This is a genomic window from Bacillus sp. NH11B, from assembly GCF_001884205.1.
GTDB lineage: Bacteria > Bacillota > Bacilli > Bacillales > Bacillaceae_G > Bacillus_A > Bacillus_A proteolyticus.
The window spans coordinates 173,223-185,886 of the sequence record NZ_MAOG01000016.1 but is presented as its reverse complement, the minus strand read 5'-3'; the positions used below and the strand labels follow the sequence as shown (position 1 = coordinate 185,886).

The 12,664-nt window shown below is 31.7% G+C and carries 12 protein-coding genes and 1 riboswitch; all 12 genes read left to right on the top strand.

The window, feature by feature from the left end:
- Positions 1 to 126 precede the first annotated feature (126 nt).
- Positions 127 to 292, top strand: a riboswitch (M-box (ykoK) riboswitch).
- 348 nt (positions 293 to 640) lie between these two features.
- The 12 genes from BAU27_RS03365 to BAU27_RS03310 all read left to right on the top strand — a co-directional run bounded on the left by BAU27_RS03365 (position 641) and on the right by BAU27_RS03310 (position 12,589).
- Positions 641 to 1,366, top strand: a complete 726-nt coding sequence (locus BAU27_RS03365; RefSeq protein WP_071770119.1) for a P-type ATPase actuator domain-containing protein — start codon at positions 641 to 643, stop codon at positions 1,364 to 1,366.
- Positions 1,367 to 1,498: 132 nt separating this feature from the next.
- Positions 1,499 to 2,365, top strand: coding sequence for a 5'-3' exonuclease (locus BAU27_RS03360; RefSeq protein ID WP_071744956.1), 867 nt, complete (start codon positions 1,499 to 1,501; stop codon positions 2,363 to 2,365).
- 361 nt (positions 2,366 to 2,726) lie between these two features.
- Positions 2,727 to 2,867 carry an FbpB family small basic protein gene (locus BAU27_RS03355; protein WP_001228048.1) on the top strand — a complete coding sequence of 47 codons (141 nt, stop codon included), beginning with the start codon at positions 2,727 to 2,729 and terminating at the stop codon, positions 2,865 to 2,867.
- A gap of 327 nt (positions 2,868 to 3,194) precedes the next feature.
- Entirely contained in the window at positions 3,195 to 4,388 is a 1,194-nt protein-coding gene (locus BAU27_RS03350) for an acyltransferase family protein (RefSeq protein WP_071770118.1), read from the top strand.
- Positions 4,389 to 5,132: a YveK family protein gene (locus tag BAU27_RS03345; RefSeq protein WP_071744958.1), complete on the top strand. Its 744-nt coding sequence runs from the start codon at positions 4,389 to 4,391 to the stop codon at positions 5,130 to 5,132.
- Positions 5,119 to 5,739: a CpsD/CapB family tyrosine-protein kinase gene (locus tag BAU27_RS03340; RefSeq protein ID WP_071770117.1), complete on the top strand. Its 621-nt coding sequence runs from the start codon at positions 5,119 to 5,121 to the stop codon at positions 5,737 to 5,739. The genes BAU27_RS03345 and BAU27_RS03340 overlap by 14 nt, the downstream gene beginning before the upstream one ends.
- 18 nt (positions 5,740 to 5,757) lie before the next feature.
- Complete coding sequence (locus BAU27_RS03335) at positions 5,758 to 6,396, top strand: sugar transferase (protein WP_071744960.1); 639 nt, start codon at positions 5,758 to 5,760, stop codon at positions 6,394 to 6,396.
- Positions 6,397 to 6,469: 73 nt separating this feature from the next.
- Positions 6,470 to 7,906 carry an oligosaccharide flippase family protein gene (locus BAU27_RS03330; RefSeq protein WP_071744961.1) on the top strand — a complete coding sequence of 479 codons (1,437 nt, stop codon included), beginning with the start codon at positions 6,470 to 6,472 and terminating at the stop codon, positions 7,904 to 7,906.
- Positions 7,907 to 7,909: 3 nt separating this feature from the next.
- Positions 7,910 to 9,124 (top strand): O-antigen ligase family protein, encoded by a 1,215-nt coding sequence (locus BAU27_RS03325; protein WP_071770116.1) that lies wholly within the window; start codon positions 7,910 to 7,912, stop codon positions 9,122 to 9,124.
- Entirely contained in the window at positions 9,099 to 9,899 is an 801-nt protein-coding gene (locus BAU27_RS03320; RefSeq protein ID WP_071744963.1) for a glycosyltransferase family 2 protein, read from the top strand. Before BAU27_RS03325 ends, BAU27_RS03320 begins: the two co-directional genes overlap by 26 nt.
- Positions 9,896 to 10,948 (top strand): glycosyltransferase family 4 protein, encoded by a 1,053-nt coding sequence (locus tag BAU27_RS03315; RefSeq protein ID WP_071770115.1) that lies wholly within the window; start codon positions 9,896 to 9,898, stop codon positions 10,946 to 10,948. Before BAU27_RS03320 ends, BAU27_RS03315 begins: the two co-directional genes overlap by 4 nt.
- Before the next feature lie 93 nt (positions 10,949 to 11,041).
- Positions 11,042 to 12,589 carry a glycoside hydrolase family protein gene (locus BAU27_RS03310; protein ID WP_071770114.1) on the top strand — a complete coding sequence of 516 codons (1,548 nt, stop codon included), beginning with the start codon at positions 11,042 to 11,044 and terminating at the stop codon, positions 12,587 to 12,589.
- The last annotated feature ends 75 nt before the right edge of the window (positions 12,590 to 12,664 follow it).

The window sequence follows — 12,664 nt, the reverse complement described above, 5'->3', positions numbered from 1 at the left end:
ATTCATTTAATTAGTCGAAAGAGAAATAGTGTGTATATGAGAGGTAGTTGTTGTAATAAGGAAAAATTTCCATGCAAAGTGTTGACATCTATTTTAAATAAGAGTAACATTTTCTATGTAATTAAAATAAGTCTCTGTTAGGTGAGGCTCCTGTATAGAGAAATGCTACTGCCCAAAAATGTCGAGAGACGCCAATGGGTCAACAGGAATGATCGAATTAAGGTTTTTCTTAACGTAGCTGGTAATGAACCTATGCTATACAGTGCTAAAACTCGACGAGGGAGAGGTCCGTAGATTTCTAATTATATTAGGAATCGCTTATTTGTGTATGCAATGACCTTTGCTCTCTTATGAGTAAGGGTCTTTTTTGTTACAAAGCTATGAGTAATTTCATAGTATAGATTATAACTAAAAAATAAATGAGGAGGTGAGGAGCATGTCAAATTCTGACTCGGTTCCGTTACCCATATGCTTCAAATCAAAAATATATGATGTAGGCAGGAAACGACTTGTTCCTCCCTTTATATTTATCATAATGTAGCGTTTATTTGAGTATTCCAGCACTAGATACTTTCACGCTAAAGTGGATAAATTGAGAAACAAAGCGTTTCTTCCTATGTTTAAAGGAGGAGACGATAATATGTTATATGCAAACAAAACTGTGGGTAACACGTCATATAAACTAAGTAAAAAATCAATAAAAGAACAAATAATGCTCCAAAAAAATAAAGATTTATTAATTGAAATTGCAACGAGAGATGTAAAATCTGTATTTGCGTATTTTAAAACAACAAGAGACGGACTATCTGTGAAAGAAGCACAAAAACGAATTCAAGTATACGGCCGAAATGAATTAATTTCAAAAAGAGCGCGTATTGCGGAAGTGATGATAAAGCTAAGTGAAATGATTCCAGGTCTTTCAAAACAAAATGCACGTGATGAATTACAATGTGAAACAGTTACTGTTTCTAGAGTAGAAGCATCTAGCCTAACAGGGCTAAACAATGAATTGAAAATGATGAAGCTACCAGTACAAGAGCTTGTACCTGGAGATATGATTTTTCTTTCAGAGGGCGATACAGTACCAGCAGATGTACGTATTATTTATGCAAATGATTTATTAGTGAATGAATCTATGCTGACAGGAAACGATGCTAGTATTGAGAAATTTGAAAGCTGCTATCATCTAGAACGTAAACGATTTATTCCATTAAAACGGATGAAAGACTATAATCCACTTGAACTTGAAAATGTATGTTTCAAAGGTACTTATATTGTTGGCGGAACTGCAAAAGCTGTAGTTGTTTCGACAGGTAAAAATACGTATTCAGGAATACTTCATACTTGTTGTGGTAGAACGTCTTAATTTGTTAATGATGCTAAATATAAAAAAACAATGTATAATAGACAAAGTTGAACAAAAACGTAGAATGGTAATCTATATATAACCTTACGTGATAACGTGAGGTTATTATTTTTTGTTAGTAGGAGAGGTATTATGAAAAAAGTATTATTAGTTGATGGTATGGCACTATTATTTCGTGCTTTTTACGCAACAAGTGTCTACGGACAATTTATGAAGAGACAAGATGGTACCCCAACGAATGGGATTCATGGTTATATGAAGCATTTATTAACGGCAACACAAGCAATTGAGCCAACACACATTGTAACGTGCTGGGATATGGGAAGTACGACATTTAGAACAGAATCGTTCTCGAATTATAAAGCAAATCGTGCAGCACCGCCGGAAGAATTAATTCCACAATTTGATTTAGTGCAAGAAATGACTGCGAAATTATCTATTCCAGTCATCGGTATGAAAGGTTATGAAGCGGATGATTGTATCGGTACACTTGCAAAACAATATTGTAACGAAGCGGAAGTTTATATTTTAACTGGAGATACAGATCTACTTCAACTTGTTGAAAAGAACGTTACAGTTATGCTTCTTCGTAAAGGAATTGGAAATTATGAGTATTATACACCGGAGAAAATCATGGAAGAGAAAGGTGTAGAACCTTGGCAAATTGTCCATGCAAAAGCATTCATGGGAGATACAAGTGATAATTATCCAGGTGTAAAAGGTATTGGTGAAAAAACAGCGTATAAGCTTATTCAAGAACATGGTACAGTATCGGCAGTACTAGAAAATATAGCATCATTAACGAAAGCACAGCGTACAAAAATTGAAAGTGATTTAGAGAACTTAAATATCTCTTTACAATTAGCGCAAATTCATTGTGAAGTTCCAATTTCATGCTCAATAGAAGAAGGGTTACACACAATGAACGAAGAAAAACTACGATTTGTTTGTAACGAAATGAATTGGGGAAGACCTGAAATATTAATCAATATGCTATAAATAGTTTGGAAAGAGGGATGTTACATGAGTCGAACGTTGACTAGGTGACACCTTCTTTTTTTGTTTTGGAAAACAGTATCTTAGTGAATGGGATAATATAGAATTCATCTTGAAATATATAAATATTTCGACAAGATAAATCGATATAAGATGACGAAAATAGCAATTTATATAATTAAATGAAGCAACTTCAAAATGGTTTTAGGATGATCTCTTTTTTGCGTTGTTCACAAAGTTGTCAGAAAATAAACGTAATTTTCATATGAAGTTCAAATAGAATTCACAACAATCAATTATTATAAGAACAACCAGATAATTCTTTATCTTTTATATAAACCATCCCCCAAGGAGGACAATGAAAATGAGAAAAAAAGTGAGAAAATCTTTTAAACAATTATTAATTGAAAATAAACAATCACTATTAAATAATAAAGAAAATATGAAAGAAATTGAAGAAAGAATTGAGAAACGACATGTAGCATATAGTGGTGCCAGTAATTAAATAAAATAAAAAAGATAGCCTATAAAGGCTATCTTTTTTATTTTATATTGAAAAACACTATTCCTCTCTTTAATTTTGTAAATATGCAAGGTATTTTTATAATGTTTTTCTAACAATATTACCCATTTTTCGAGGTTGAAATTGGTATATGCCAATTTTAAAGATTAACTATTCATAATATTACAAAAAATGTTACAATACACTCAAATTTATACTATAAAATCATTTTAATATGAAAAATTGGAATGAAAAGAAAGGAGAGGAATATGAATAAAGATGTCGCTTTGAAATGATTATTATCATTTCATTAGGAGTTGATGTAAAACGATGGAAAGGCATGAAGAACTGGATTCTATAAGAGGAATTTCTTCATTGGTAGTAATGATTGGTCATCATTTGATGATTTTCTCAGCATTTCAAAATTACAGTTATGAAGATAATAAACCATTTGTTGTATATCTATTAAAAGAAACGCCTGCACGTCTTATTTTTAGTAGTGGTAACGAATCAGTTATTGTCTTTTTTATTTTGAGTGGATTTGTTTTGTATGAATCTATTCAAAAAACATATAGTAGCTATGGATCATACCTTCTAAAACGTATATGCAGAATATATATTCCGTATATTGTGGCAATAGTCATAGCTATTATATGCCAGACTACAATAAGTAAATATGGTATTTCTTATTTAAGCGAATGGTTTAATCGCTCATGGACGATTGAAAGTTCTTCAAGTCTAATAGCACAGCATGTTTTATTGGTTGGGAAATATAATACTGATACATATAACAGTGTGATTTGGTCACTTGTACATGAAATGCGAATATCTATAATTTTTCCGTTAGTTTTGATGGTTTGTTTACGAAAAACAGTAAGGGGTTCATTACTATCATTGTTTAGTTTTAGTATATGTTCTGTCGTGATATTATTCTTATTTCGCTCGAGTTTAACATTAACAAGCTATGTATTAACGTTGCATTACACAGTGCTGTTTTTACTAGGAGCACTAGTTGCGAAGTATAAAAATAATTTAATAGCTTTTTATAGTAAGTGTACTAAAAATACGAAAATTACATGGTTTTTATTTGCGATTTTACTTTATATGTATGAAGGGCTTATTGGAGAAATTAAAGTGCTCAATAATTTTATATTTCGAGACTACGTAGTAGCGATAAGCGCATGTCTATTTGTCATATTAAGCTTGTCAGTATCAACTTTGTCGTCCTTGCTGCATAATAAATACTTGTTATATTTGGGGAAGATTTCTTACAGTCTTTATTTATACCATATCATATCTTTATTTTCTCTTATATACGTGCTCCATGAAATATTACCGTTACCTATTGTTTTAATTTTGTCGCTTATTCTTTCGCTTATACTAGCAATGATTTCGTATGTATTTGTAGAAAAATTTGCATTTAGAGTCGGAAAGTATGTAACAAAACGAGCTGATAGAGAGAGGAAAGAGTTATTTGTAGAAAATGATGTGCAGGATGTTATTCAGACAAAGGCGGTGAAATAATTGAAGCAAGAAATGAGTATAAAAGATTTTCAACAGTTATTGAAAAGAAGATTTGTAACGATCATTTTGACGATGTGTTGTTTAACCGTTTCTCTAGTTCTTATTTCTATGTATGTGCTAAAGCCTTCGTATCAATATTCAGCGCAAATTCTTGTTGGAAATTTAGATGAGTTTAATAAGGAAAATACAGCGAATAAAACACAAGAAAATAAGCAACTTGTAACATCGTTTGTTGACATTTTAAAAAGTCCACTTATTATTTCGACAGTAAAAAACACTTTGAAATTAGAACAATCAAGCTATGAATTAGCACAAAAAATTTCAGTAGTGAATACGGACAACTCACAAATTGTTACTGTTACAGTAAAAGATTCGGATCCTAAAATCGTGAAAGAAATTGTAAAGTCATTGGCAGAACAATCTCAAAAAAGCTTTCAACAATATACGAATGTACAGGGAGTAAAAATATTGATTAATCCAGACTTACAGGAAAAAGCGGAGAAATTGTTTCCAAAATTTCAACTTATCATTCCTATCTCTTTAATTGTTAGTTTTTTTGTTGGTGTAGGTTTAGCTATATTTCGAGATTATTTTGATGAACGTATATACGTGGAACAAGATTTAGAGAAAATAACGACAGTCTCTGTTATTGGTCATATAAATATGAAACCGAAAAGAAAAAAGAAACCTACAGAGGTTGATAAGCAATCATCTATATATCGAGGTGAACATGTCGATGTTTAAGACAAAGAAAAAGCTACCATTCGATCCGCATGATGCTCTGATGAAAGAGCAGTTTTATACTGTATATCACGAGTTGAAAAAATCTGGAAAACAACTATTCTCAGTTATTTCAACGAAGGACAGAGGCGTCGTTGCCTCGCTTATAGTAAATATGGGGCTAGTGTTTGCGGAAATGAAAAAAAAGGTGTTACTTATCGATGTGAATTTTTCGGACCCTAAACTACACCTACTATTACAAAGTGATCATATGACAACAGTAAACGATATAATAAGCTCCCCTCCATCTAATTATGAAACTTTTTCAAGTGATTTGTCTAAATACTTGTATTGTATTCCTGCAAAAAAAACAGTACACAGCGGAACGCCCTTAGTTGCTATGGATGAATTTGATAATGTAATTGCTAAGTGGAAAGAAGATTTTGATTACATTTTCTTTTATTCATCCGAAGTATTTGAGCTTCCTACTACGTATATTATTGCGGAGAAATGTGATGGAGTAATTTTGGCAGTCAAAAAGCGGAAAGATTCTCTGCGTACAGTGAAAAAAGTAATAGCGGACATAAAGCGGAAAGAATGTGAATTACTTGGTATAGTTTTATATTCTTGAATTTGGGGGTAACGATCCATGATTCGTGAAACAAATCAAGCGAAGTTGTATGCTATTCCGGCTCAAGAAAAGGATAAGGTTTTGAATCGAAGTGTTAAACGCTTGTTTGATATTATATTTTCACTCATATTGTTACTTTTTACGATACCAATTATGTTGTTTTTTTGTGTTTTGATTGCTTTAGAGACATCGGGGGCTCCAATCTATTTTCAAGAGCGTTTAGGAATCAAAGGAAAGAAATTTTATTTATTTAAATTAAGATCGATGGTTAGCGATGCGGAAAAGAACGGACCACAATGGGCAAATGAAAATGATCCGAGAATTACAAAGGTTGGATTGTTTATAAGAAAAACGAGAATTGATGAATTACCACAACTAATAAATATTTTAAAAGGTGATATGTCTTTTGTTGGCCCTAGGCCAGAGAGAGAGTATTTTTATAAAAAATTTGAAGCTACTATTCCGGAATTCAGGGAGCGTTTATTAGTGAAACCAGGGTTAACAGGATGGGCACAAATAAATGGAGGATATAATCTTGATCCGAAAGAAAAGTTGGAATTGGATATGGAATATATTGAATTGAAGACGGTTAAAATGGATATTCGTATTTTATGTAAGACAGTTTTTATTGTATTGAACGGGAATGGTGCAAGATAGTAAATATAATTTTATTTAAATATTAAAATAATACAGAAAAATATAAGTAGGTTACATGCAAAGGAGAACTGGTATGGGTAGATCCATTCTAAACAATATTGTACATCTATTTTATAGTACGATTTTAGCTAATCTTCTTCAAGCCATTAGCTTAATTGCTTTAGCCAACTTTTTTAATGCCCAAAATTACGGGATGTTTAGTGTTGCAATAGCATTTACGTTTGTAATGTTATTTTTTACAGATTTAGGGCTTAGTAATACATTTCTTCGAGAAGGGGCAAAGGATGGAGTAGATTTAGAAACGGTTGTATCTTCATACGTAAAGATAAGGATGCTTCTTCTTATTTTTATTTCTGTAATTGGTTATATAGCCATTCATTATGTATATGAGGATAAAAATTTAATTTATATGATGTTAAACATAATGTTCCTGATGTTAATAGGCCTTACATGGCAAAATATAGCGATTGCCTATTTTCAGCTTATGGAACGTATGAAATATATAGCACTAATTAAAGTTGTATCCGCATCAGTTGTCATTATTATTACATGCCTTTGCATTTTCGGAGAGTTACCAGTGTATACAACAGCTCGCTTATATGCTTTTGGTTATATGATTGGCGGTTTATTTAGCATATACGTTATGAGAAAAAAGACGAGCATGAATATGAAAGTAGCAATTCATAAAGGATTGTTTTGGCAATTAGGTCCTTTTATTGTTAGTGGTTTTTTAATAATGAGTACGCCACAATTAGCACCCATCTTACTCAATTATACTTTACCGTTAAGTATGGTGGGGGTTTTCGCGGTTGCTTATCGGATGCCAGCGGCTTTATATCAAGTGCCAGGGGTAATTGCAGGGGCATTTTTTCCAGTGCTCTTTAAACACTATAATCAGAATAATTTAGAAGAACATACGAAATTAAATATGCTTCAAATAAAATCAATGGCGGTCGTGGGAATATGTATGACGATAGGTTTATATAATTTAGCACCCTATTTTATTTCTATATTTTTTCATGAGGAATGGAATAATGCAGTAGAGCCGCTCCAAATACTATCTTTTCTTATTGTATTACAAAGTTTAAATATTGCTATCGCGGATGGTTTAACAACGAGTGGCTTTCAAAATAAGAGAACTGCCGTACAGTGTATTGCTTTAGTGATTGGAGGAGTTATGCTATATAGCTTCAGTAGCATTGGCGGAGTCAGAGGAGCGGCTTACGCTATGGTTTTATTTGAAATAGTGGCTTTGATTGGATATATAGCAGTAAGTACAGTGAGGAAAAAAATTGTATTCCAAATTGTAATACCGTATACAATTTATTTTGGTGTAACCTTTATTGGAGTGCAATATGTATTACAGACATATAATTTGATTGCACTTGTTCTTAATACGTTAATCGTAGTAGTTGGGATATTCCTATATGATCACGAATTTAAAAAACTTATTCTTTCATTTATAAGAAAAACACGAGAAAAGGATTATATTACGAAGCAGGGGATATAGCCTATGGAAAATAATATGCAAATTTCGATAAAATGGATTTTTCTTCTAATTTTCTTTGTTATGTTAAGTAAATACAACATATATATAGGATTTTCCTTGAAGATATATATGATTTTTCTAGTCATTTATTTTTGTTTAACAATTAAAGATTTTTATATTCGAAAGCTATATTTTCATGAAGTTGTATTTTTACTGTTTTATTTCATCTATTGTTTAAGTGGTATTCTTTCTATATATTTAAGTGCTAGTATTCGTATGATTTTTGGCGTATTACTTGTTTTAGGATGTTATTTTATTATGAGGAATTTACTGGGGAACACCGAAATAGTAGTACTTGAGTCAGCCATTGTCTATGTAGGATTAGTATTTAATATTGTAAGTCTCATACTCTATATAGTTGGATTACAACATTTTGGATTATATGGCGGAGAAGAGAGAGAGATTTATGCTGGATTATTAGTAGATAGAGGATATCCGAGATTAATTGGATTATTAGATGATCCCAACATCTTTATTTTTTATAATACAATATTTTTTATGTATTATATGACGAATTTATATAATATCACCAATGTAATAGGGTTGATTCTATGTGTTACAACGGGTTTATTAACTTTTTCCAGAGGCGGTATTTTAGCAATTGCGCTCGTCATTTTTGTATATGTATGCATGTCCAGTTTTGCTAAAAAAGTAAAAATAATAATGGGTTTAGTATTATTTAGTGTTATTATTTTTAGTTTAGCGAATGTAGTAATGGGTGGACAACTAGATGATATATTGAATGGTCGGATTTCTGATTTTTCACACGATAATGGGAGTGGCAGATTTACACTATGGGAAGCTGCTTTTAAATATTTTTTATCTAATCCATATATCGGTATCGGTGCTTTTAATTTCTCGAATTATTATGAGTATCAGTTCAATGAAAAACTATATGTACACAATACATTTTTAGAAATTTTATCTGAATCAGGTATAATTGGTTTCCTTTTATATAGCGCTTTTTTATGTATTCTAATGGTGAAGTTGACTAAGTATAACTTGTTTCGTGAAAAGCCATATCTTTTATTGACTATGATTGCATTTTTATTTCAGATGATGTCATTGTCACTTATTATTAACGAAGCTTTCTTTCTATTTTTAGCAGTTGTTGTGAAGTACATTTCAACATATGAAGGAAGGGGAATGATAGATGGTAAAGTGTCTATCAGTACATAACGAGGCGCCTTGTGTTTCTATAATAACACCTTCTTATAATAGTTTACGTTTTATTGGTGAGACAATCACATCTGTGCAGAGTCAATCTTATGAAAATTGGGAAATGCTTATCGTTGATGATGCTTCAACGGATCACTCAGTTGTAAAAATTAAAGAGATGATAGAAGGGGATTCGCGAATTAGGTTATTATCATTAGAAGAAAATATGGGTGCTGCTAAAGCTAGGAATATAGCGATTAAAGAAGCGAGAGGAAGGTATATTGCCTTTTTAGATAGTGATGATATTTGGCTACCAAATAAATTGGAGACGCAATTGTTATTTATGGAAGGAACGAATGTTGCGTTTTCGTATACGTCCTATAGTTTAATTGATGAAAATAGTAATGACCTGAATAAAGAGGTGAACGTACCAGAATTTGTTGATTATCATTATTTAGTAGGAAACACAATTATTGGGTGTTTAACAGTGATGCTTGATCGTGAGAAGATTCCTTGTATTGAAATGCCTAGTGTGCAGCCAGAAGATACAGCATTATGGCTGAACTTGTTAAGTAAAGGATATGAAGCGAAAGGGATACAGCAAGTATTGGCAAAATATAGGATTGTTACAAATTCTGTTTCGAGAAATAAAATAAGGGCGGCCTTCCGATATTGGAAGCTGTTAAGAGCACAAAAACCACTTAATTCATTGCAAACCTTTTTTTATTTTAGTAAGTATGCTTATCATGCTTATAGAAAAAATAAAATCAATGTAGTTGGGAAGACGCAAGTATGAATATATTGTTGATGACAGATAAATTGATAACTGGGGGAGCCGAGAGTTACTTCTGTAAATTGGAAAACAATTTGCAATATGAAAACATTACGGTTTATACAGCGGCAGGTGATGGGGAATTATATCAATCTCTAAATAAAAAAGAAAATTTCATTTTGCTCAGCCGTTGGAATCATTTGAGAAATGTTTATGATTTACGAAAAGAAATTTGTAAACGAAAGATAGATATTATTCATGCAAATAGTTTACGAATGGTATTATATGCTTTGTTACTTCAAAAGTTTATTAAAAGAAAGATAAAAGTTGTGTATACGAAACATAATGTTACGATACTAGAAAAGAAAATGCCAATGATCTTTCGTTATTTCATGAATAAATACGTGAATAATATTATTACAGTAAGTGAGTCTGAAAGAAAGAATTTAATTTCAATTCGTGTAGCTGAAGAAAAGATCAAAACAATTTATAATGGTGTGGATATTCAAAAGTTTTTATTCCAGCAGAGAAAGAAAGAATCTATTTATAGGATAGGCATATTAGCGAGATTATCTAAGGAGAAAAATCATCAACTATTTGTTAAAATTGCAGATGTGTTAAAAACGAGAAATGATTTTATGTTTTATATTGCTGGTGATGGACCGGAGAAAGAATCTATAATGAAAGAAATAGAAAAATATGGTTTACAACAAAGTGTAAAGATGTTAGGAAATGTTTCAGAACCACATGAATTTATAGGAAATATGGATGTATTACTTTTATTATCTTTTCGTGAAGTGTTTCCAATGGTAGTAATTGAAGCAATGGCTACAGGAACGCCAATTGTTTCAATAGATGTCGGCGGAATAAATGAAGCGGTAATAAATGGAGAATCAGGTGTTTTGGTGTCTGAATATTGCGAATCCGAATTCGCAGACGTGCTGGAGGAATTACAAGGAAATGAAGAAAAGGTGAATGATATTAGAGTGAAAGCGCGAGAAAAAGCGGAAAAAAATTTCTCGTTAACTAAAATGGTAGAAGAAACGAAGGATATATATGAATTAAACAAATGACCGTGGAGGTCGTTTGTTTTTTTTTATGATACAAACTTTTAAGAGAGAACTCACATATTATATGAAAAAGGCAATATAAGGAGTGAATTTATTTTGTCAGAATATATTTCTTCACAAGAGGAGTGTGCGCCAGAAAATAGTGTTCATATTGATTGCTTTGGTGCAGTTCCGAATTCGGGAAGTGATAGTTCGTTAGCGATTCAACAAGCGATTAATTATTGTGTAGCGAACCGAATTTCGACGGTAAGAATTACAGGGGTAAATACGTATAAAATATTGAAGCCGATTGTTATTAAATCCAACGTAAGGTTAGAGTTAGATCCTACCGTAACGCTGCAAATTGATGGAGATTTTAATGTGTTTGAGTTACAAAGTAATGCTTCTATAACTGGCGGTACTATTCAAGTTATTAATCAAGTATTTCAGTCATCTGTTATTTATGTTTCCGGTTCACAACAAATAGAAGTTCCTAATCACTCTCTTATTTCAAATATAAATATAATAAATGCAACGTCGTCATATAAAGGTAAGGCTATACACTTTTATTGTCAAAAAGCATGGGATTATATTAGTTTCTTTCAAGTTAACTTTATTCAAATTAAAAACTTTCAAACTGCAATACATTTGAAGACAGAATATATAGATGATATAAATACACCTTGCTGGATTAACGCAAATGTATTTCAATCTATATTTATTGATGGATGTCAGTATGGAATAGAAGTAGATGGGAATAGTGATTTACCAAATGAAAGCTCAGGAAATACGTTTCATGATACTCAAGTACAATGTAGACAACAAACGAAAAAAGCAATTCGTTGTTCAGGTGCTTATAATACATTTAACTGTATGATTTGGGATACGTACCGGATGAGTAGTGAACAAATAGCAATTGAATTTTCTTCCAATTCTCATCGTAACTACCTTTTTTCAAATTTACTTTCAACAACTATTGTAGATAACGGACAATACAATGTTTGTAAGTCTACTTATGAAGAATCACTACGGATTCAGTTACCTTTGACGCTGAATAAACCACATTTAATAGGAAATCAAGATGATATTTTAGTAAATGCTCAACTGAAGTATAGTGTTAAGCAAGTAAGTGGGAAATTACCTTACGGAGGAAATATCGCTAATTGTTTTAATTTAATAGATGAACAAAGTGTGAATTATATCGATGTTCCAGATAGTAATCCAGTTGTTATTGAACTGGACTTTACGAAAAATCCGATTAAAATGTTGAATTGTATTGGGATGTACTTTGGATGGGGAGAGAGCCCAAAGAAAATTAAAATTGAATATGCATTAAGTGCAACTGGGAGTTGGATTATCGCGGCAGATGTCCCATTAAATGTTGGAGATACAATTATATCGAATATGAAAGCTAATCTGTTATATAAAGTAAGAATTACATTGAGTGGTTACGCTCAAGACCATAAGCGTTTTCGAATTAATCGTATTTTTGCAAGGTCTTCTATGGAAAATGGAAATGCTTGGTTAGCGACAACTGGTGGAAGAATGTTTGGAGATATTGAGTTAGAAGCAAGTAAAGGTGTAATTATGAAAACTGCTGGTGGAGTAAAATGGAAAGTTACTATAAATGAAGCGGGTCAGCTTATTACAACTAAAATAACTTGAGATGTTCTTCTCTTTGCATAAGTTGTACAAGTATTAGGTGGTGTGATGAATTCGTTTTAAAAGAGGAAGTGTAGT

Coding starts and splice junctions, on each gene's coding strand:
- BAU27_RS03350 (WP_071770118.1), top strand. CDS start 3,195: ATGGAAAGGCATGAAGAACTGGATTCTATAAGAGGAATTTCTTCATTG.
- BAU27_RS03355 (WP_001228048.1), top strand. CDS start 2,727: ATGAGAAAAAAAGTGAGAAAATCTTTTAAACAATTATTAATTGAAAAT.
- BAU27_RS03325 (WP_071770116.1), top strand. CDS start 7,910: ATGGAAAATAATATGCAAATTTCGATAAAATGGATTTTTCTTCTAATT.
- BAU27_RS03330 (WP_071744961.1), top strand. CDS start 6,470: ATGGGTAGATCCATTCTAAACAATATTGTACATCTATTTTATAGTACG.
- BAU27_RS03320 (WP_071744963.1), top strand. CDS start 9,099: ATGGTAAAGTGTCTATCAGTACATAACGAGGCGCCTTGTGTTTCTATA.
- BAU27_RS03315 (WP_071770115.1), top strand. CDS start 9,896: ATGAATATATTGTTGATGACAGATAAATTGATAACTGGGGGAGCCGAG.
- BAU27_RS03360 (WP_071744956.1), top strand. CDS start 1,499: ATGAAAAAAGTATTATTAGTTGATGGTATGGCACTATTATTTCGTGCT.
- BAU27_RS03335 (WP_071744960.1), top strand. CDS start 5,758: ATGATTCGTGAAACAAATCAAGCGAAGTTGTATGCTATTCCGGCTCAA.
- BAU27_RS03365 (WP_071770119.1), top strand. CDS start 641: ATGTTATATGCAAACAAAACTGTGGGTAACACGTCATATAAACTAAGT.
- BAU27_RS03340 (WP_071770117.1), top strand. CDS start 5,119: ATGTCGATGTTTAAGACAAAGAAAAAGCTACCATTCGATCCGCATGAT.